This is a genomic window from Paenibacillus sp. FSL R7-0652, assembly GCF_038595045.1.
Classification (GTDB): Bacteria; Bacillota; Bacilli; order Paenibacillales; family Paenibacillaceae; genus Paenibacillus.
The window spans coordinates 839,286-859,773 of record NZ_CP152001.1; the positions used below are offsets into that span (position 1 = coordinate 839,286).

Sequence of the window (20,488 nt, forward strand, 5' to 3'; positions counted from 1 at the left end):
AATTTTAAGTAAGGTTTGAGGAGTTCACATTTAGGACACATTTATCTGCTCATTTCGTGATTCAAAATCGATTTTTGAGCTGGGACAAGGTTTACAGGGCGCAGACAAAACGGAAGCGTTGTGATTAAATGGAAGGAAATACGTGAGATGGTTGTCTGCATGAGAGGAATATCACATGCTGCGCAAAGAGCGATTCAGCCAAATCATTCAGGAGGTTCTATATTGAAGTCGTTTTCTTGGAACAAAACCGTATCGGCATTATCCATCTGCCTTCTTGCCTTGAGTCTTGCTGCTTGCCAGAGTAAGGAGACTGCGCAAATCCCCCAACCCGAGCCAGCGCCGGCTCCGATTCAGGAAGAGAAAGCGGTGGAGGAACCTGTTGATTCTGGCTTTAGAGCTCCTTTCACGGGACTGGCCGTTGAGAAAGCTGCTGCACAGCGACCGCTGGCGGTGATGATTAACAATGCGCCAGCAGCACGTCCTCAATCGGGAATGAGCGCAGCGGACATTATCATTGAAGTGCTCGCTGAAGGCGGCATCACCCGTTTCATTGCCATTTTCCAGAGTGAAGGCGGAGCAGAGACAGTTGGTCCCGTACGCAGCATTCGCCCATATCTTATTGAACTCGGCGAGAGTTATGACGGGGTGCTTGTTCATGCCGGAGGCAGCCCGGAAGCCTATTCGATTTTGCAAAAACAGCGGAAACAGCATATGGATGAAATTTCGAATGGCGGGCCTTACTTCTGGCGTTCCAAAGACCGAAAAGCACCGCACAATTTGTATACCTCTGTGGACAAGCTAAGAGAAGGTGCAGAGAAGAAAGGGTTCAGCCACGAATTTCAGTCTCCTGTGTACAAGTATGATGAAGAAGGATCAGCAGCCGCAGGGGAGACTGTAAAGCAATTGGATATCCATTATTTATTAAATAGTTATAAAGTTACGTATGAATATGATGAAGTTAGCGGACGATATATGAGAATGGTGAACGGGAAGCCAGATGAGGACAAAAATAACGGCATTCAGCTTGGAGCATCGAATATCATTGCAGCCGGAGCTGATCATAAGGTGCTCGACGATGTGGGCAGATTGTCCGTGAACGTTGATGAGGGCGGTGACGCGATGCTGTTTCAGAAGGGCAAAATGATTCGCGGGCAGTGGGTTAAAAAAGAAGGGGATATTATTCGTTTCCTTCATGATGGGCAGGAAGTCAATCTTATACCGGGTAAAACCTTTATTAACATCGTACCGAACCATCCGAATTTTTCTGATCATGTGACACTGACTAAGTCATAAGAGAAAGCATGCAAATCATTTGTTGGATTTCACACCAGCAGAATACAGTTCTAGGAATGAAGAAAACAGTGAAAAAGGTGTCGCTTAATGAAGACTTCTATCTGAATAGATATGCTTGTTTTGAAAATAAAAGCTGGTCTCCGGAACAGTTTTCCAGGAGTTTTGTAAACGCAGTGTAAAATCAGAGTCTGATTTTGCCATAATTCCAAATAATTAAGATTCATTTCAGGTTTATATGAGAAGAATATAAAAAAGGATCGCAGGTTTTGTACAAACCATGAAACAAATATGATAAGATATCAAAGGTTGTCATTTCATGTTTCATCGGTTATCGGCGCAATTTCTCGAAGAGGGGATAGAGCTATGAAGATTAAGAAGAAGAAGGACATATTTTTTGAAACACTGGAGAGCATGGCAGATACGGTTGTTCAGGCGGCAGATTATTTCTCCCAGCATGTTTCCAACCTTCAGGATGTAACTCTTTTTGCTAATGAAATGAAGAAGTACGAGTCTCAGTGTGATGACTACGTGCACACGATCATTACAGAACTCAACAAAACATTTATCACGCCGATCGAACGCGATGATATTATGGAACTGACAACGACTCTTGATGACGTATTGGACGGAATCGAAGCAACGGCTTCCCGTTTCTATATGTACCAATTGGTTGAACCGGACGAATATATCGTTCAATTTGCAGAGATTTTGCGCGAATCGGCTTACGAAATTCAGAAGGCGATTCATTTACTGTCCCAGAAAAAATTGCTGGCGATTCGTGAATATACGATTCGTTTGAATGATTTGGAAAACCAAGGCGACGAAGTATTGCGTAACTGTATCAAGAATCTCTTCGCTACTGTGTCCGATCCGATTGAATTGATCAAGCGTAAAGAAATATACGAACGCCTTGAAACAACAACGGATGCTTGCGAGCATGTAGCGAACGTTCTTGAATCCATCATCATGCGTAATTCTTAAGGAGCCAGAGAATAATGGAAACAACGATTTGGGTATTAGGTATAGTCGTCTTCCTTGCACTGGCGTTTGACTTCATCAACGGGTTCCACGACACGGCTAATGCCATTGCAACATCGGTATCTACACGTGCACTAACGCCGCGCCGCGCGATTATTTTGGCGGCTGTGATGAACTTTGTCGGTGCGATGATGTTTACAGGTGTTGCAAAGACGATTGGGGGGAGTGTGACGGACCCCACCAAGTTGGATAACGGGATCGAGGTCGTCATCGTCACCTTGATTGCCGCGATTATCTGGAATTTGGTCACCTGGTGGTTTGGAATTCCTTCATCTTCTTCACATGCATTGATCGGAGCCCTCGCTGGTGCTGTGCTCGTTGGAGCCGGCTCGGACAAAGTGAAATGGACTGGATTCATCGATATCGTCGCAGGTTTGCTGTTATCACCTCTGATTGCTTTTGCAATAGGTTATATCGTGATGACGATTCTCAAATATGTGTTTGCTAAACGAAGTCCACACAATGTGAATAAAGGCTTTCGTACAGTACAGATTTTTACGGCTGCTCTGCAGGCATTCACTCATGGTACCAACGATGCGCAAAAAGCGATGGGGATTATCACTTTTGCACTTGTGGCAGCCAAGGTACAGGATCATCTGGAAGTACCGCTGTGGGTTAAAATTTCTGCAGCGACAGCAATGGCCCTGGGGACATCGGTTGGTGGATGGAAAATCATCAAAACGATGGGGACTAAAATTTTCAAAATCGAACCGATTAACGGTTTTGCGGCCGATTTATCTGCTGCTTCCGTTATTTTCTCAGCAACACTGCTGCACCTTCCGGTAAGTACGACACACGCAATTACATCCGCGATTCTGGGTGTAGGTTCAGCGAAACGATTCTCAGCTGTAAAATGGGGACTGGCTGGACGCATCATTATTACGTGGTTTATTACGATTCCTATTACGGGAGCACTTGCTGGTCTGCTGTACTGGATTATTTTTTAGACGGTTATCAACAGAAATGCTCGGCACGTCGATCGGATAACGAGATGGGGCGCGAACCTGTTTATAACGATGTGAATATCGGGATATGTGGATAATTATACAATGAGTTGAGGAAATGCCTGTGCACGAAGGTGTGGACAGGCTGGATATGTGGATAGCCATCCGTGGAATGATAAACCAAAAGAAACCTTCCTGTGGATACAGGGAACTGTGGATAGGGGAAATGAGAGAAGCCAACCGGGTTGGCTTTTTTTGTTATGGCTTTAGCCAGTTGAGTGCGTGAAACGCGCGAAACAAAAAACCACCCGCTATGCGGGTGGAGGGATGAAGGGTTTGACCATTATGACCATTCCAATACAATTGAGATGTTCAGGCTCAAAAAGAAAGGAATGGTCATTCATGGCAACCAAGAGCTACAGCCTAGCTCACACAAAGTGGATGTGTAAGTACCACATTGTGTTCACCCCGAAGTATAGACGGAAAGAAATCTATAATCAAGTGAGAAGAGATTTAATCGAAATCTTTAAACGTTTGTGCAAGTACAAAGGAGTCGAAATCATAGAAGGTCACATGATGCCCGATCATGTCCATATGTTAGTAGCCATCCCTCCAAAAATTGCGGTCTCCACGTTTATGGGATATCTAAAGGGAAAAAGTTCGCTCATGATCTTCGAAAAACATGCCCAGCTTAAGTATAAATACGGAAATCGAAAATTTTGGGCCGAAGGGTACTATGTGAGCACAGTGGGTCTAAATGAAGCAACCGTAAGAAAGTATATTCGTGAGCAAGAAGCACATGATCAGGCGGTAGATAAGCTGAGTGTAAAAGAATACGAAGATCCATTCAGCAGTAATCGAAGCAAAAAGAAGTAAAACCAGTTTACTGGTAAGTGAAAGAGACAAATTACACTGAGCCTGAACAGCCCTGCTGTCAGGCTAGCGTCTTTAGGCGCAGTTTGGCAACAGGGGGTTATACCCCAAGAGCAAACCACCCGTTGGACGGGTGGTCCTGATTGTTACATACGAACTGGCGTGTATGCTGTAAGTGAAAGGATCGGGAGTAACGCTGCATGAAGGAAGATGTGCTGCGTACGGCGTTGTATAATAATAAAGGAAGAACATCGACAAGAGACAAGGACGTGGTCTAATCCATGATTCGTACACTTGCAATTACACGGGATCATCAAGTCACCGTTAACATGCCGCTTGAGGAGCTGGATTTGAATGATTATGCCTGGGTGTGGGCAGATTTCAACCAGCCAACAGAGGAAGAAAGCCGGCTGCTGGATACATATTTTCATTTTCACCCGCTTGCCATTGAAGATTGTCTGCATGTCCTGCAGCGTCCCAAACTGGATTATTATGAGAATTTACAGTTCCTTGTATTACATGCGCTGAATCCGACTACGCTGGAGGCGGAGGAGGTAGATCTTTTCCTGGGGCCGAACTTTCTGGTGTCCTTTCATCATGGGAGACTGGAGGAGATCGATGAAGCCTGGGACCGACTGCTGAAACATGCCCATGAACGTACCATCTGGGCTAGAGGTCCGGTCGCGGCGGCGTATACCGTGATGGACAAACTGGTCGATCATTATTTTCCATCGCTGTTTGCTATTGAAGACGAGCTGGCTGAACTGGAGAACCGAGGAGGACAGGAGTCTGTGGAAGAGTTGATGAATCAGGTGTTTGACCTGCGCAGTCGACTGCTGAAGCTCAGACGCACTGTCGTTCCGATGCGTGATCTCCTCTATCGGGTGATTAATTCACAGCATGTACAGCGAACGGGGGAACATACCGCTTATTTTACGGATATTTATGATCATCTGCTCAAACTGACGGATATGATCGAAGCTGATCGGGAGATGACGGCGGACCTGCGCGATAGCTATATATCACTGAATTCGAATCGGATGAACCAGATTATGAAGACGCTGACCGTAATAACGACGGTATTTATGCCGCTGACTTTAATTGCGGGTATCTACGGAATGAACTTCGCTCATATGCCGGAGCTTCAATGGAAATATGGCTATGGTGCTGTGCTGCTGTTGATGTTTGTACTGGGCGGCTGCATGGTGGCTTGGTTTGTGAAGCGCGGCTGGTTTAAGTAGATAGGGATGGTTGATGAAATAATAGGCCGCTTGGCGAACTTTCGGGCAAACGATATCCATCTGCTCGAAGGAATGCTGCCTGGCGGCCTTTGGTGTCTGCTTATGATGAACTGTCCCTCTGAGCGGACGGACATCTCTTTGTTTCGTTTTTCTATCCACATGTGCATAAGTCATTCGCTCTTGTAAACTTGTGCACAGCTAATACAGAGTTAAATGACATCCAGGAATCAAAGCTTTAGCCTACCTCAAGTATGAACGAAACAGTTTCTGTCTCCTGTCCGTTGAGAACGATTGTAAGTGTATGCAGACCCGCGTAATATTTACGTGTCGTAATGAATTTGAATGATTGTTTTGTATTAATCACACTGCGGCCTTCACCATACATTTTGTCAGAGCATTTGAATCGTTTAGGTGCTTGTCTGCCGTTAGCTTTCATATAACCAATCTCATATTCAATCCTCAGCCTTTGCGAAGCGCCGCTTGTATTGACCACATCGAATGAAAAATAAAGATCCTCACCTGCAGCAATCTGATCCCGTTCAAGCTTCAGGTTTTCGATATGAACGGCCTCCTGCTTGTGGTAGCCGAACAGACTCAGGGCAGCGGGGTGTCCTTTTTTGAGCAGCGAACGGCTTGCATGGCGGATAATCCAATCGGTATGGGGATGCTTGCCGTGCCAAGACTGGGCTAAATCCAGTACAAGGTCAGGATGATCTTTGGAAATATCGTTCAGGTGATTCGCTACACTTTTTCGTACATAGAGGGACTCGTCCTGCCTGAGGGCATGCAGAATCGGGAGTACTGGTGTCGGATCATCGATAAATTCCCCAAGCTTGGCTCCCCATGGCAAACGGGGGCGGCTGCCTTCGCTGGCAAGCCTGCGAATATGCTCACTGCTGCTTTCGGTCCATGCCATCAACCGTTTCATCGTTTCAAGCGGATATCGCTGAATAAACGGACGCACCGCGAACTCGGAACTTGAATAAGGTGTAAATACCGCAAGATACTTCATGGACAGCTCGTATTGATCTGGTGCGAGTCCGTTCAATTCGACGAAGTCCGGCACAAAAAGATACTCAACCCCACGCAGCTGGGGAGCTGCCTGCTCAATAATATGTAATGCTTCTTCGTAATCGGTCGGCAGCACCTGGGTCAAAGCTTCCGTAATACGGCGAATCCTTGCTTTGAACTCCAGTGCCTCCCAGCCTTCAGCGAAAACCAACTCCCGAAATTGTCCACTCTGCAGCTGAGGATAAAATTGACGCAGCAGATCTCCCGTCCGATCAATGAGAGCCGGTGTGTACTTGTCTTTGAACAGTTCCATGGTCTGCCTCCTTATGTATATTCTCTAGTATACCTCATTTTCTAGATATAAGAACATAAGTTCCTAAATTTATGATTTTTATTTTCAGTAATGCGATCTGAAATAGGCTTATATTGCGGAGCAAAGGCAGAGACGGTTACTGTCTTAGAACCAAGTTAAGGCACCCACCTTCGTAGAGGGAGTGCCTGAATGGAGCTAGCTTTTGCGTCTTTTGGGACGCGGTTTGGCTGCTGCTGTTTTGCGGCGGGCCGGAGATGAGGTGCGTTTCCGCTGTGTACCTGTTGTTTTTTTACGGCGTTTACGTGGACGGGGCTTCGAGTATTCTTCGTAATCGGCGTCAGCCTCGCTGCTGCTGTTCTTATTTTTTCCAAAAGGCAGAATGCCCATCACGAGTTTCATCATCGGTGCCATCTGCTGGATGCCGCCTACGACTTTTTGCATTTTGGCAACGCCATTCATGATCCCGTCGATACCTCCGAAGCGGTCAATCATGCCTTTTAATTCACCCAGATTAGCGAGGGAAAAGCCTGAGCTGCCGGAAGAGGCGGGTGCCGGAGCTGGAACAACTGGAGCAGCCGGAGTGCCGCCTCCGTAGAAGCTGCCGCCGGATGTACCCTGCCCGTAAGGTACAAGACCGGATGCTTCGACTTCGGCGAAGCCCGGGTAATGCGGATCAACGCCGGGATACATAGGCTGAATCTGGGATTCATTCAAAGAGCGCGGGACGCTGCCATACGGTACATAGGCAGATGTGCGGGCCTGCCGCTGACCATGAGGAGCCGGACGCTGCCGTGTTCCTGGCTGACGATGGTAATAATGCTGTGGCATGAACGATCACGTTCCTTCTATTTGGATTCTGGAATTGCGTTCCACCATGGATTCAGAAATTACGTTCTTTTTTGAGAAATATTGGTCAAATAAAGCAGCAGTAAGCAGGGTGGAACTCCCTTTTGATATACTGTATGTCATTCGCGGAGACGCGGCGTAGGCGGGTGTCACGGAAAACGGGATATTTGCGGATTTGGGCGCAGGTCCTGCGTTAATGTTTAGAAGCTCTAATGAGGAAGAAAAATGAAAATCGGACACAATTTTGTAACAATTATATTGTGTAAAATCCTACGCGAATAATCGGAAATGTGTTCCTTATATGGCGAAAATACACGATATTCACAGTAAGTGTCCACCTGTAGAGGACAATAGTACTATTTGTAAGCGGTAACATGTGTTTTTGTTCTGTAGTGCGTGAAATCGTTAACGCTTGAAATACCAACTCAGGGTAGGTACAATGTAGGTACACAGTAACCGCTAGGGGATGATGATATAATGCAGCTGAAAAAGCTAAATGATAAAAGCATTGAACAATTATTTGAGGCTATCCTGACTCTGAAGGATATTGAAGAGTGTTACGTCTTTTTTGATGACCTCTGCACCGTGAACGAGATTCAATCCATGTCCCAGCGGCTGGAAGTGGCACGTATGCTTGGTAAAGGCAACACGTATAATCAGATTGAAGCAGAGACGGGCGCAAGCACGGCTACAATTTCGCGTGTGAAACGCTGCCTGAATTATGGTAATGACGGTTATAAAATGACGCTGGAACGCCTGGGGCGCTAGTTTATGAAGAAGCCGGGTGTTCTCATCATTAGTCACGGTTCTCAGGAGAAGACCTGGGTGGAATCCGTCGATGACGCGATTTCCCGGCTGCGTCTGCCTGAACCGTTACCTGTTGAAGCCGGATTTCTGGAATTGGTGGAGGGGCGCTTGATACAGGATGGTATTAACCGATTGGAAGCCCAAGGGGTAACTGATATTTTGGTTGTGCCTCTGTTTGTGTCCTCCGGCAGCACTCATGTGGATGAGATTGAATATGCGATCGGAGCCAAAGATGCTCCCGAACGTGAAACCGATCTTGAACCGTTTGAGGTTAAAGCTCGAATTCATTTCGGTTATCCGGTGGATAATGATCCTGATATTGCGGTGATGGTATGGGACAAGGTCCGAACGCTATCACAGCATCCGGAGAAGGAGACGATCTTACTCGTGGGACATGGAAGCGTCCATGATGGATTCCGTCAGCGCTGGGAAGCAGGTATTTCCTCTCTTGCCGAACGAGTGCAGCAGGTTAGCGGAGTCGCTCATACGGACTATGCGCTGCTGAACCCGGAAAGTGTATATGAGAAGGCAAAATACTGGAGTGAAGAGCGTGGAAGCCGTGTCATTGTGGCGCCGCTGTTTTTGAGTGCCGGTTATTTTACACAGCGCGTTATCCCAGGCCGGCTTAAGGATCTGGTGTATGCATACAGCGGGGAAACGCTGCTGCCTCATCCGCTTCTTGGGCAGTGGCTGGAGCGGCAGATCCACTTTTTGCTGGAGCAGTGTGGCAGCGGTGAAGATTAATCGCCGAATTTTAGCATCACGAAAAACCACGTCCAAGGACGTGGTTTTTTGGTGTAAGTGCCTATAGTTAAACGTGGGAATAATATAATCCTTAAAAGTAAGATCAGGAACCTGATAAGTGAAAAAACGTCTAACCGTTATCTAAACCAGGCTTTATTGAGGTTGTTCGCAAAGTTGTTATCGTTAAAAGGTACATTGGCACTGCCGAAGTCTGTTGTGTTCAGTGCATTACGTGCTGCTGGAGTCAGGTCGTCCCAACCGATCAGAGGTTGTGTTCCTCCGACAACGTTGGTTACACCAAGCTCATGGTTGAGCGGCCAGGTGCTGTTATATGAGATTTTCGGGTGATCACCCTGCATGTTACTGCTGCTTGGTGCCACTTTGGTGAACTGCCCATGACCTGAATAGGCGATTGAGAGTACTTTCGGATTGGCGACAGCCGGATTATCGACCCATACCACAATGCCTTCCCAGTCATGACGATGCCCAAGTCCTGGGGAAGGATTGTCTTTAGGGAAGTACCATGCGTACATGATCGCCCACACCCCATTGTGCCAAGCGGAGCGGGAGTAGACTTGGCCCAGGTTGGAGCTGCACCCACCATTGTGTGATCCGGACGTAGCCAAACCTGCACTGGTATTGCCCTGTGCATCAACGGCAGGGAAAGGCACGCATCCATGATAGACCTTGAGAAAAGGTTGAAAACGTTTGGCTGTGATCTGCATGGCTGTCACGGGGGTGACCTCCTGGAAACCGACCACCTGATCATGATTAATGACGGCAGCTTCTGCGGTGGTGCCCAGCGGTAGGCAGGCCAGCAGGGTAACCATAAGCATGAGTACAAATTTTGTGGTTTTACGCATACTGTAATTCTCCTTTGCAAACGTAGTGGTGTGCGAGAGGTATGTATGGATTACATCTGTACTTCAATGGTACTGGAAAAATATTGGTTTTATTTATATTTTTATATTGAGATTTGTAAATTTGCAGTATATTTATGTCATAATATAGGAACGCCTTTGGTGAGAAAGAAGATTAATTCCTGTTCCAGCGGGCAGAATGGAAGATCAGCGGGTTATTTTTGCAGAAGCGAGAAGCTGGAATTCGTTTCAAGAAGTCATGGTTATGTTTATTGGGTAAGGGACTTTCGACAGTTATGATATATGCCAAAAATGGCGGGTGGATTAGGCTAGGACATCTTTACATTTGATGATATGATAGAAGCAATCGCCCTTGGAATGAGACGAAATTCCTCCGGCATAGAAATATATAGAACGAAATGTTTGGGCAGGATTAACGGAAGTTGTTAGAGATGTTAAATGATGCCCCTTTGTGGACTGATGCAGCGTAAGAAGATGAGGTCGTTCAGACTCATGGATAATGTGGAATAGGTGGCGTATCAGATGAAAAGAGCTCGATTGATATATAATCCGACTTCAGGCCGGGAAGAAATGAAGAAACGTCTGGCTGATATTTTGCAGCGTTTGGATCAAGGCGGCATCGAGGCTTCGTGTCACGCAACAACGGGAGAAGGCGATGCGACCCGGGAAGCGGAAATTGCGATTGAACGCGGATATGACATGATTCTTGCTGCTGGTGGCGACGGAACATTGTATGAGGTCATTAATGGTATGGCCGAGCGGGAGAACCGCCCTCCGCTGGGTGTATTCCCGCTGGGGACGACAAATGATTTTGCACGTGCGCTCGGGATTCCAAGACAATGGGAAGATTATGTGGATCTGGTCATTCAGCAGCAGACGCGGCCGCTTGACCTGGGCAAGGCGAATGACAGGTATTTTATCAACATCGCCGGCGGCGGATCGTTAACTGAACTGACCTATGAAGTACCGAGTCGTTTGAAAACGATGATTGGGCAGCTGGCCTATTATATGAAGGGTATTGAGAAAATGGCAAGCCTGTCTCCGCAGGAGTTAATCATTCGTGCGAATGGTCAGGAAGAAATTCATGATGAATTCATGCTGTTTCTTATTGCCAATACGAATTCTGTCGGCGGCTTCGAGAAGCTGGCTCCAGGGGCAACCATTGATGATGGATTGTTCGATGTAATCGGTGTGCGCAAATGCAACTTGGCTGATATGATCCGGCTTGTTACGCTGGCGCTGCGCGGAGAGCATCTGAATGACAAAAAGGTGGTTCATTTCCAGACGGACCACATGGAAGTCACTTCACCAGGTTATGTGCAGTTGAATCTGGACGGTGAACTGGGTGGTACGCTGCCGGCGGCGTTTACGAATCTAAAGCATCATCTGCAGCTGTTCCACCGATAAATTTTACGTTAAAATAACGTCTCTGAGATTCATTAGAATTTTGGAACGTTATTTTTGGCGTGAATCAGGTTCCTTGCTCGGAATTCACGATGAGCAGCCTCGATTCCGTTCAGAACAGCATTAGTAATAATTTTGGTAAAATCTTAATGAAACAAATACAGTCTAAAAAAAACAAACTGTACAAACCACTGCCCTTACAGGCAGTGTACTATATAAGAAAGAAGTGAATGTACGTTGTCTAATACGAACCGCAGCGGTCGTGGAAAAAACCGCCGGAATTCGGCTGCTCCACAAGGGAAAGGGAAGTCTTCATCGTCCCGTCAGCCAAGTCAATCAGCGCCAACTCGTCCATCTACACGCCAATCCGGAAGAGAGCTGCAGCCGCAAGGTGCATCAATTTCTGGTTTGCGTTCCAAAGGACGAGCGCGTGAATCTGCACACATTGAAGGACTGCCCGTAAGCAAAAATGAGGAAACCGTCATCGACATTATAGGTATGAATCATGACGGCGAGGGTGTAGGCCGCGCGAATGGATACACACTTTTTGTGCAGGGGGCCCTTCCGGGGGAAACTGTACGCGTGCGTGTAATGAAAACGAAGAAGCAGTATGGTTACGCCAAGCTGCTCGAGATCGTCAAGGCCAGTCCGGACCGCGTCTCCGCGCCATGTCCGATCTATGATCAATGTGGCGGCTGTCAGATTCAGCATATGAGCTACGCCGGGCAGCTTGCTTGGAAACGTCAGCTCGTGATCGATAATCTGCAGCGGATCGGGAAGCTGAATGTGCTGGTGGATAATGACGAGGCTCAGGCAGACCCATCGGAACAATCTCAATTCGACGAGCGAACAGATGAACAAACCAATGAGAGTCATCGGATTCGTCTGCGGCTTGAAGGTGTCATGGACGAAGAAGACACGAAGCATGCAATTCACGTGCTGCCAACGATGGGCATGGACGAGCCGTGGCGTTATCGGAACAAGGCACAGGTGCCGATTGGTGTAACCGAAGGTGGTTTGGTGGGTGGTTTCTATGCCAAAGGGAGTCACCGGATTATCGACATGGAAACCTGCCTTATCCAGCATGAGCACAATGACGAAGTTGTAGCTAAGGTAAAGGAAATTGGCAGCCACTTCGGAATAAGTGCATACAACGAAGAAACAGGCCGCGGGCTGCTGCGTCATGTGGTCGTGAAGAAGGCGTTCCGTACAGGCGAGATGATGCTCGTCCTGGTGACGAATGGTCGGGACATTCCTCACAAAGACGAGTGGATTGGCAGTATCCGTGAAGCCATCCCACAAGTGGCGAGCATCTGTCAGAACGTGAACAAAAAGCAGACCAACGTCATTTTCGGTGATGAAACTCGTGTCCTATGGGGACGTGATGTCATTTATGATTTTATCGGGGATGTACAATTTGCGATCTCTCCGCGTTCGTTCTATCAGGTCAATCCGGTGCAGACCGAAGTACTGTATGGAAAAACCGTAGAATACGCTGGACTGAGCGGCAAAGAAACGGTTATCGATGCCTATTGCGGCATCGGAACGATCTCTCTTTTCCTCGCACAGCATGCGGATCAAGTGTATGGGGTAGAGATTGTGCCTGAAGCGATTGAGGATGCGCGCAGCAATGCGCTGCTGAACGAGATGCGCAACGTCAAGTTCGAAGTCGGCGCCTCCGAGGACGTGATTCCACGCTGGAAAGAACAAGGCATCGAAGCCGACGTCATCGTCGTCGATCCACCGCGCAAAGGCTGCGACCTGCGTTTGCTGGATACCATCCTGGAGATGAAGCCGGAACGCGTGGTCTATGTCAGCTGTAATCCAAGCACCCTGGCCCGTGACCTGCGTGTGCTGGAGGATGGCGGCTACCGCACCGTGGAGGTAACGCCAGTGGATATGTTCCCGCATACGGTGCATGTGGAGTGCTGTGCGTTGATAGTTAGAAGTAAAGAATAAGCAGAAGGGTTCGAGAATCTGTAAAAGATTCTCGGACTCCCGTCTGCTTTAATTTCAATTCGATTAATTAGTCGGTGCAAGATCTCTGGAGTCAACTCCCTGAAGGACAAAAATTCTTCGAGGAGCTGTTTTAATTCGGTGAACGCCAAAGTATTATTGTTGTTTTTCAAAGACTCTTCAATGTTGCATTTCTTTTCTATTAACTCATTCAGTCTTACATTAGTTTCAGAAACGTATTCGTTATATTCCTCATCTGTCATGTTACCATCCAGATTTTTGTCTCGTGCTTTTCTCTTTCGAGTTTTCAACTTGTCAATTTCACTTTCTACCGAACTTATTTTTTTTTCATTTTGCCAATTGATTTTCTGTAGCTGATTTTCAAGTTTTTTATAAATTGTGGCATTTGAGAGATTGGATGCGAGCGTTCGAATATCCTCAATAATAGCTAATTTTAAATCTGCTTCACGTACGAGATGGTCACTACACTTTATTCTCCCGTTTTTACCTGGCTTGTTATAGTTACCGCAAACATATCCCTTACTGTTCTTCTTATAATGCATTCCACGCCCACAATCAGCACAGAAAGCAGTATTTGTAAATAAATGAATTTCTGGCTGTGGCCTTTTTCGATAACGGCTTGCTACAAGCTGTTGAACGGCTTCAAATTCACTTCTTGTAATTAATGCTTCATGTTGATTTGGAACTATTATGAAATCCTTGGGATCTAAATAGTTTCTACTGTCCAACGTTACGCTTTTAGTTGTCGATTTGCCTTGTACCAGATCACCAACATAATTCTGATTTGTCAGGATCAATCGAACGGTGGAGCCCTGCCAGGTGTTACTACAATTATTTTTCTTCGCTATTTGAGACGGGGTGGGGATATCCTCATCATTCAATTCTCTCGCAATCGCATCATAGCCCTTGCCGTTAAGGTAATTTCTAAAAATTCGTCTAACGATGTCTGGTGTGGGATCGTTTCTAACATACAATTGACCATTTTCTGCTCTGTAACCTAATGGCGGTATAGATCCTTTAAACTTTCCTCGTTGTGCATTGACTTTGAATATTGATTTTAAACGATTGCTTGTATTTTGTGATTCTCGTTCATATAACCAAGCATAAAGACCAAAGTTATCAGTGTTCCCTTCCAACGAATTAATAGCGTTATCCAATGTAATGATATGAATATTATTCTGGAGAACTGTATCACGAATCTCATGTGACAATCGTCCATTTCTGGCAAGCCGTGAAAGTTCTTTTGCCATAACCATATCAAATTTTTTCGCTTTTGCATCCGCAATCAGTCGTTGTAACTCGGGTCTTTTGCTCTTTGTACCACTTTGAATTTCAACATAAAAATCGTATATTCTCCAACCTTTCTCTGAAACATATTGCAGAAACAAAGCTCTTTGATTCTCTAATGAAGTCTGTTGCTCTTCTTTGTCAGTCGAAACTCGAACATATATTGCACATCTCATGCGGCATTCTTCCTTTCATCATGAGATGTGACCGTATTCACCTGATTATGATCGTAGTGGGACCTGATTAATTTGTCAATTTTATCGTCAATAAGATCAAGAAAAATTTCTTCAAGTGTCACGTAATGGTTGTTGTCGAAAATTCGTTCTATTTGCATGTTCATTCCCCCGATTATTATGATTTCGATAGTCGGAAGGATTCAGTACGCATTTCTTCCACAAATGAGTACGAACCGTTTTCTATCGTTAGCTCGAAGAAAAATATTGTGTTCGCTTCGATGATTAAATCATATAAAAAAAATAAGTCCTTGGGGGCGAAAAACGGTTTGACCCCTGTTCGAGGTTTTATGATTTAAAGTGGTAAAGTATTGGGATAACAATTTATACCTAAACTGAAGCACATGGATTATGTTATGAGTAGGGTAAATAAACCTGTATCAATTGATTTAGATATTGTAAAATTTAAGAAAAGATAAGTATGAATCTGAATGTGAGAGTGTGATTATATGCAACTGCAATATATATACATAAAAAATTATAAGTTACTTGAAAATTGTGAAGTAATTTTTGTCCCTGAAGAAGGGTATCCAGATCATTATTTTCATTACTTTAGTAATAATAACTTCACCATATTGGTTGGTGAGAATGGAAATGGAAAAACAACTTTAATGAGTTTAATTGTTAAGATGTTTAATGATCTTCAAAGGTATCATGATCGAATTATGTCTGAGTTTCGTTTAAAGTATAAGATCGAAGGATGTAACGAGTTTAAGAACGTTATACTTGAAAAAGAAGAGAATAATTTATTTATCACGGTAGAGAACTATTTACCAAAATCAGTATTACTTGAGTGGCATCCCCGACGTGGAAATATCATTAAGGAAAGTCAAGTTAAATATGAAAATAAAGTAACGTACGAATCAATAAGACAGTATTTGCCTTCTAAAGTGATAACCTCTGTCTTTTCTATGCATGGAGAGTATGCGGTTTCCCGACAGAAAAATTTCATTGGAGATAAAATTGTTGAGCATTATGATATATCAGACATTTATGGATTAAATCATTATAAATTCACATCGCTATCAAAAGGGATTTATCGATTTTTAGAAATGTATCGGAAGAATACTGAGATCATGGTTGAATTTTTGAATTTATTAAACTTCAGATTTTCAAATAACATTCGTATCTATTCACGATTTAATTCATACCCTTACTATGAACTTGTAATGGATCTTGATGATGATGATTATGCAGAAGAAGATTTAAAGCTAAGGAATAACTTTTTAAATTTGAATAGTTTTATGGAAAAATATTCACCAAAAAATGATGGATGGATTGAAGTAAGTGAGGATAATTATGATCAACTTCTCTTCTATGAAAAAGAAAAACTAATATATATAAACGATTTGTTATTCAAAAAAAACGGAAATGATGTATTTTTGAGTAATATGAGCTCTGGTGAAAAAATGTTTTTTATTCGAATACTTTCATTATTATCTTCAGTCGAAGATAACTCTTTAATAATCGTTGAAGAACCCGAATTACATTTGAATCCTTCATGGACTAAGCAAATTATAACGATGTTACAAATGTTATTTAGTCAATTTAAGGTTCATTTTTTGATATCAACACACAGTCACTCATTTATAAATACGGTGTTTCCGCAAAATATACTTTTTGCACATGAAAAGAAGTTCATTAATCCAGACCCTAATACAAACACTTTTTTAGCAAATGAAGTTGAAATAAGTAATATGTTTTTTGAAAACTCAAGAAAATTAAATTATGTTGAGAATAAGCTTTGGCATGAGGTTCTGAATTCAAATGAAGGTGAAATAGAAGAAATTCTTGGATATTTAGGGGAATCATACACCAAATTTAAACTCTTTAATATCCTTCTCGAAAAACGGAGATCTAACAACGATGTGGAAAGTTAATAATACGATTAATGAACGTTATCTTAAAGTATTCGAATTAGATGTCATTGAACCAATCTTTTTCATGATTCAGGAAACTGTTATTGGAATAGAAATAGGGAAAATCATTTTACCGTTACAAAGAAAAGATATTTGGAATCAAACTGCTGTATTCCTTGCTTTATCTATCAATAAACAGAAAATGTTCTCCTATATTATGCAAAAAACTATTTCAGGTAAAAAATTAGAAGATGTGTTCTACGATATAATTATTGGTTATGATTCTAAACATGTCGAATATATTTATAAATTGTATTGCCAGCAGAATCATGAAGTATATAAGGGGAATTATTCAATTCCGCAATCTCAAGTAAGTGAATATTTTAAAGAGTTATTTGTAAATTTTTATTACAGTAATTTTTTTGTGGATGATAATATTTGGAATATCCTTGCAGGAGAACAATATAATCGTGGTTCGTTTCACAAGAATTTTAGAACAGAGAATAGCAGGCTTGCTGTTTGTCCTTATTGTGATATGGATACTATTGTTGCTATTTCAAATATTAGTATTGAGCATTTCTTGCCAAAATCCAAGTTTCCATTGTTAGCAATGAATCCATACAACTTAATTTCCTCGTGCACTGCTTGTAATAAAGCTCACGAAGGAAAAGGTGAAAAAGTATCTGATGCTCCAATTATTACACCGTATAATGAAATGATAGGTGATTCCGCTGATTTTCTTGTCGATTTTTTAACTGGAAAAATAACGTTAAACAATAAAGGCGGGCCTGAACATGAAAATTTCTTTAAGCTATTAAAATTGGAAGCGAGATATTCGGAACCATTTATTTTTGAGTGTGTTGATGATGCGGCGAAAAGTTTATTCCTAACATTGTCACATTATGGGTCTCCAACAAAAGAATCTATTAATTCGTATATATCCAATACAAAAGAGAGAAAAGAAAAATTATCTTTTGCATTGAAATCCGCTATTATTAATTATCCTCAGTACAAGTTATACAAATAAAACGGGATGTGGCTCCTATGCTTAATGCATGGAGCCTTTTTTTGTTCTTTTTTAAAAGTCGAGTTATATCGCATTGGAAGAAATCTATAATACAGAAAACGGGAAGAGGGGCTTCGCTCGTCGAGAGACTTCCAACTTTACCTTCTCCCTATGGGAGTATCGGTTCAGTAGGAATCTCTATCACTTCGTTGCATTCGCCTTTGGCGACCGTTCACCCTACGGGATTCACTATGAAACGAAGTGCGACTCGCTCGCCCCTTGGGAAGACCAGTTGCCCATTCTGGGCAAGCGTCTCTTTACGAGACGCAAATGTGAACCCATATCCCGCTTAAAACTTCAAAGGAGGGATACTGTTATGCCGAGAAAAAGCAAGCCTTATATCACGCAATTTTTTGAGCGTGATCGTTTAGCTTTTACCGCCCTATTCCGTACAGGGCATGTTAGTTATGAGCATTTGCGTTATTGCGGTTTAGCTGATTCCAGAATCAAGAATTTGATACGGGATGGTCATTACGAAAAGGTAGTTTATAAGCATGCTGGTGAGGTTAAGGAATGCTACAAACTGAGTAAATTAGGACGTGCAATGGGATGTAGACTCTGGGGATTGGAAAAGCCATATCATGCTCAGAATCCAAAGCATGATATAGCGATTGCAGAAAAATATTTTAGTATTTCAGTAGAATGTCGTGATCAGTGGTCTACGGAAAGTCAGATTCGTGACAAGTTTCAGGGGCAATTAAATGATCTGAGAAATCAGGGGAAAGAAGAAGTTGCAAGGGTTTACGAGGATATGCTTAACAGAGGCTTAATATCGATGCCAGATGCCTTGTATGTCGACATAAACGGTACAGAGATTGCTTTTGAAGTAGTTACGAATACCTACGGACAAGATGAGATGAGGGCAAAAGAAGCACTCGTGGAAATAATGAATTATCGATACGAAACGACCAGAGTATAGGAGGTGAAATAATGGGTAATTCCAATGCAAATAAACAGTTTATTTGTGAACGGTATAGTGAATATTTATATATCATCTACCATTTCGGTAACAAGGTCATCCTAATTAAACAGCTCTATCGATATGCTCAAGAATTTGGCTTAGCAAATAGTTATTCAGCTTTCTACGGACATATTAAGCAAATGATTAATGCTGAAATCATACGAAAAGAAGCGTTTCTTGCTTATGGTAGGAAAACACAGCTTCAAATGCTGACCTTAAAAAAATTCGGAATTCGGTTTGTAGAAGGGAAGGTTAGTAGTCAATGCGTTGCGGCTGTTCCAAAGGCGAATTCAAATGAGCGTATTCTCGTTTCAATATTCAAGAATTGTTATATTTTAAATAAGATTATTCCTCGAATTTGCAAAGAAGGCGGAAATGTTACTTTTGAGCAAGTGATCGCCTTGGTTAATCAGGACAATAGCAACATGTTAAATGCCAGAAACCAAGGTGTTGAACTTCTGTATAAAATCCAAGATAGTTCAGCAGCACTGCATCCCTTTTTAAACATTAGTGAGATCAATTACGAAATTAACAGATTGAAAGAGATTAAGCATAAGCGTTCGATGGGGTTAAGAAAGGGGGCTATGGCATCGGAAGGTAAAGGTGTTGGAAAAGTATATTCAACTCCTGAGAGGGCATTAGCGGAGATTGTAAATGGAAATGAAATAGAAATGTGGATGGATAGCCGAATGTATGCTTCATTAAAGTCCCGAAAATTGGATTACTATTCAATTGATAGCTTGTTAAATGCTCATGTGTATGTTGCTCAAATGAAAATCATTCAACGAAGACCTCAAATTACCCTGTTAATGTTCGATATTCACAATAAACAAAATGTTTACCGAATAGCTACACAAATTGCATGTGCTTATCATATGTTTGAGCGTTATTTCAATGATTTTTCATTGAGAATAGGGATTGTCGGTGTTAATGAAGTAGCTTGCAGGGTATTGGAATCAGATTCAAAAGCGATAGTCAGAGATTTTTATACGAAAGAAATAAAGGGTTCAAAAATCTCACGAATATTATCAGATTGGCGGGTTAGTTACGTAGAGCAGGAGCGAATTCATGTCCATTTTACGCATTATGACATAACAAATCAGTATTTAGATGGCGTTAAACATTTCAATTTATTGAAAATATAAAAAGGGCAGATCCATCAAACTATGGTGGATTTGTCCTTTTATAATTTCGTTACAGTTATGAACTGGACTTGTCTTGTATATGATATGAGATCTTTCAAAGGATGTGAAAAACTAATGTATTTCAAACACGCAGTTTCCGCTAACAGAATAGTCCGTTTAAGAGATTTCGGACATGAAAATAAAAAGAATCGGCGTTGAAGGTATGATCGCCTAAAAAATAACCGAGGAACTAACTCTTCCTGGCAGTGCCGTTGATGGTGGGCGTTTTTGCCTTGAAAGTTCGGTAAGGCATCGCCTGCCATAGCCGAACTTATAAAGATTTCCTTCTTCTATATAAAGGATGTGACTGTCCTGGTTCCCGAAAGGGATAGGGGGGCAAACAATAATTGTTGTGATTACGGAGCGTTTGATACCAGACCTTGGCTCCGCTGAGTTTGTCGCTATTTGCGAGGCTGATGATACGGATACCTCGGCGATTATACGCCATATTTCTATCACAGCTCACCCTTGCTATACCAAAAATAACTATTTGGTGTAGCAGGGGGGGGCATCGAGCCGTTTTCCT

18 protein-coding genes are annotated in these 20,488 nt (G+C 43.1%); 13 read left to right on the forward strand and 5 right to left on the reverse strand.

Annotated elements, in window-relative coordinates:
• Positions 1-222 precede the first annotated feature (222 nt).
• From MKY97_RS03880 to corA, 5 genes are all read left to right on the forward strand, one after another.
• Complete coding sequence (locus MKY97_RS03880; protein WP_342554202.1) at positions 223-1,293, forward strand: DUF3048 domain-containing protein; 1,071 nt, start codon at positions 223-225, stop codon at positions 1,291-1,293.
• Positions 1,294-1,656: 363 nt separating this feature from the next.
• Positions 1,657-2,274 carry a DUF47 family protein gene (locus tag MKY97_RS03885; protein ID WP_342554203.1) on the forward strand — a complete coding sequence of 206 codons (618 nt, stop codon included), beginning with the start codon at positions 1,657-1,659 and terminating at the stop codon, positions 2,272-2,274.
• Between the two features lie 14 nt (positions 2,275-2,288).
• Complete coding sequence (locus MKY97_RS03890) at positions 2,289-3,278, forward strand: inorganic phosphate transporter (RefSeq protein WP_342554204.1); 990 nt, start codon at positions 2,289-2,291, stop codon at positions 3,276-3,278.
• A gap of 399 nt (positions 3,279-3,677) precedes the next feature.
• Positions 3,678-4,151: an IS200/IS605 family transposase gene (gene tnpA, locus MKY97_RS03895; protein WP_138227108.1), complete on the forward strand. Its 474-nt coding sequence runs from the start codon at positions 3,678-3,680 to the stop codon at positions 4,149-4,151.
• 278 nt (positions 4,152-4,429) lie between these two features.
• The gene (gene corA / locus MKY97_RS03900) at positions 4,430-5,389 is read left to right on the forward strand and encodes a magnesium/cobalt transporter CorA (protein ID WP_342554205.1); all 960 of its coding nucleotides are present in this window, start codon (positions 4,430-4,432) and stop codon (positions 5,387-5,389) included.
• 235 nt (positions 5,390-5,624) lie between these two features.
• On the opposite strand, the gene MKY97_RS03905 is transcribed toward corA, so the two are convergent.
• Together MKY97_RS03905 and MKY97_RS03910 are read right to left on the reverse strand one after the other, a co-directional pair.
• Complete coding sequence (locus MKY97_RS03905) at positions 5,625-6,713, reverse strand: DNA alkylation repair protein (protein ID WP_342554206.1); 1,089 nt, start codon at positions 6,711-6,713, stop codon at positions 5,625-5,627.
• A 195-nt stretch (positions 6,714-6,908) separates the two neighbouring features.
• A complete protein-coding gene (locus MKY97_RS03910) occupies positions 6,909-7,541 on the reverse strand; it encodes a tyrosine protein kinase (RefSeq protein ID WP_342554207.1) in 633 nt (210 codons plus the stop codon).
• Positions 7,542-8,036: 495 nt separating this feature from the next.
• Between MKY97_RS03910 and MKY97_RS03915 the strand changes: the two genes are divergently transcribed.
• Both MKY97_RS03915 and MKY97_RS03920 read left to right on the forward strand, forming a co-directional pair.
• Complete coding sequence (locus MKY97_RS03915; protein WP_017690665.1) at positions 8,037-8,327, forward strand: YerC/YecD family TrpR-related protein; 291 nt, start codon at positions 8,037-8,039, stop codon at positions 8,325-8,327.
• A 3-nt stretch (positions 8,328-8,330) separates the two neighbouring features.
• Entirely contained in the window at positions 8,331-9,110 is a 780-nt protein-coding gene (locus MKY97_RS03920) for a CbiX/SirB N-terminal domain-containing protein (RefSeq protein WP_342554208.1), read from the forward strand.
• A gap of 137 nt (positions 9,111-9,247) precedes the next feature.
• Here the strand turns inward: MKY97_RS03920 and MKY97_RS03925 are convergent, their stop codons facing one another.
• The gene (locus tag MKY97_RS03925; RefSeq protein WP_342556224.1) at positions 9,248-9,946 is read right to left on the reverse strand and encodes an NPP1 family protein; all 699 of its coding nucleotides are present in this window, start codon (positions 9,944-9,946) and stop codon (positions 9,248-9,250) included.
• A gap of 567 nt (positions 9,947-10,513) precedes the next feature.
• Here MKY97_RS03925 and MKY97_RS03930 point away from each other — a divergent pair.
• Together MKY97_RS03930 and rlmD are read left to right on the forward strand one after the other, a co-directional pair.
• Positions 10,514-11,398 (forward strand): diacylglycerol kinase, encoded by an 885-nt coding sequence (locus tag MKY97_RS03930; protein WP_342554209.1) that lies wholly within the window; start codon positions 10,514-10,516, stop codon positions 11,396-11,398.
• A gap of 234 nt (positions 11,399-11,632) precedes the next feature.
• Positions 11,633-13,354, forward strand: a complete 1,722-nt coding sequence (gene rlmD, locus MKY97_RS03935) for a 23S rRNA (uracil(1939)-C(5))-methyltransferase RlmD (protein WP_342554210.1) — start codon at positions 11,633-11,635, stop codon at positions 13,352-13,354.
• On the opposite strand, the gene MKY97_RS03940 is transcribed toward rlmD, so the two are convergent.
• Together MKY97_RS03940 and MKY97_RS03945 are read right to left on the reverse strand one after the other, a co-directional pair.
• Complete coding sequence (locus MKY97_RS03940) at positions 13,264-14,835, reverse strand: recombinase family protein (RefSeq protein WP_342554211.1); 1,572 nt, start codon at positions 14,833-14,835, stop codon at positions 13,264-13,266. The genes rlmD and MKY97_RS03940 overlap by 91 nt on opposite strands.
• On the reverse strand, positions 14,832-14,993 hold the full coding sequence (locus MKY97_RS03945) for a hypothetical protein (RefSeq protein WP_342554212.1): 162 nt from the start codon (positions 14,991-14,993) through the stop codon (positions 14,832-14,834). Before MKY97_RS03945 ends, MKY97_RS03940 begins: the two co-directional genes overlap by 4 nt.
• Positions 14,994-15,341: 348 nt before the next feature.
• On the opposite strand from MKY97_RS03945, the gene MKY97_RS03950 reads away from it, so the two are divergent.
• The 4 genes from MKY97_RS03950 (at position 15,342) to MKY97_RS03965 (ending at position 19,923) form a co-directional block, all read left to right on the forward strand.
• Positions 15,342-16,772 carry an AAA family ATPase gene (locus tag MKY97_RS03950; protein ID WP_342554213.1) on the forward strand — a complete coding sequence of 477 codons (1,431 nt, stop codon included), beginning with the start codon at positions 15,342-15,344 and terminating at the stop codon, positions 16,770-16,772.
• Positions 16,759-17,778, forward strand: a complete 1,020-nt coding sequence (locus MKY97_RS03955) for a hypothetical protein (RefSeq protein ID WP_342554214.1) — start codon at positions 16,759-16,761, stop codon at positions 17,776-17,778. Before MKY97_RS03950 ends, MKY97_RS03955 begins: the two co-directional genes overlap by 14 nt.
• 355 nt (positions 17,779-18,133) lie before the next feature.
• The gene (locus MKY97_RS03960; protein ID WP_342554215.1) at positions 18,134-18,736 is read left to right on the forward strand and encodes a hypothetical protein; all 603 of its coding nucleotides are present in this window, start codon (positions 18,134-18,136) and stop codon (positions 18,734-18,736) included.
• 11 nt (positions 18,737-18,747) lie between these two features.
• The gene (locus MKY97_RS03965) at positions 18,748-19,923 is read left to right on the forward strand and encodes a hypothetical protein (RefSeq protein ID WP_342554216.1); all 1,176 of its coding nucleotides are present in this window, start codon (positions 18,748-18,750) and stop codon (positions 19,921-19,923) included.
• Positions 19,924-20,488: the final 565 nt, after the last annotated feature.

Excerpts from the sequence above, each read along its gene's own strand:
- MKY97_RS03885 (WP_342554203.1), top strand. The coding sequence starts at position 1,657 with ATGAAGATTAAGAAGAAGAAGGACATATTTTTTGAAACACTGGAGAGC.
- MKY97_RS03890 (WP_342554204.1), top strand. The coding sequence starts at position 2,289 with ATGGAAACAACGATTTGGGTATTAGGTATAGTCGTCTTCCTTGCACTG.
- tnpA (WP_138227108.1), top strand. The coding sequence starts at position 3,678 with ATGGCAACCAAGAGCTACAGCCTAGCTCACACAAAGTGGATGTGTAAG.
- corA (WP_342554205.1), top strand. The coding sequence starts at position 4,430 with ATGATTCGTACACTTGCAATTACACGGGATCATCAAGTCACCGTTAAC.
- MKY97_RS03905 (WP_342554206.1), bottom strand. The coding sequence starts at position 6,713 with ATGGAACTGTTCAAAGACAAGTACACACCGGCTCTCATTGATCGGACG.
- MKY97_RS03910 (WP_342554207.1), bottom strand. The coding sequence starts at position 7,541 with ATGCCACAGCATTATTACCATCGTCAGCCAGGAACACGGCAGCGTCCG.
- MKY97_RS03915 (WP_017690665.1), top strand. The coding sequence starts at position 8,037 with ATGCAGCTGAAAAAGCTAAATGATAAAAGCATTGAACAATTATTTGAG.
- MKY97_RS03920 (WP_342554208.1), top strand. The coding sequence starts at position 8,331 with ATGAAGAAGCCGGGTGTTCTCATCATTAGTCACGGTTCTCAGGAGAAG.
- MKY97_RS03925 (WP_342556224.1), bottom strand. The coding sequence starts at position 9,946 with ATGCTTATGGTTACCCTGCTGGCCTGCCTACCGCTGGGCACCACCGCA.
- MKY97_RS03930 (WP_342554209.1), top strand. The coding sequence starts at position 10,514 with ATGAAAAGAGCTCGATTGATATATAATCCGACTTCAGGCCGGGAAGAA.
- MKY97_RS03940 (WP_342554211.1), bottom strand. The coding sequence starts at position 14,835 with ATGAGATGTGCAATATATGTTCGAGTTTCGACTGACAAAGAAGAGCAA.
- MKY97_RS03945 (WP_342554212.1), bottom strand. The coding sequence starts at position 14,993 with ATGCAAATAGAACGAATTTTCGACAACAACCATTACGTGACACTTGAA.
- MKY97_RS03950 (WP_342554213.1), top strand. The coding sequence starts at position 15,342 with ATGCAACTGCAATATATATACATAAAAAATTATAAGTTACTTGAAAAT.
- MKY97_RS03955 (WP_342554214.1), top strand. The coding sequence starts at position 16,759 with ATGTGGAAAGTTAATAATACGATTAATGAACGTTATCTTAAAGTATTC.
- MKY97_RS03960 (WP_342554215.1), top strand. The coding sequence starts at position 18,134 with ATGCCGAGAAAAAGCAAGCCTTATATCACGCAATTTTTTGAGCGTGAT.
- MKY97_RS03965 (WP_342554216.1), top strand. The coding sequence starts at position 18,748 with ATGGGTAATTCCAATGCAAATAAACAGTTTATTTGTGAACGGTATAGT.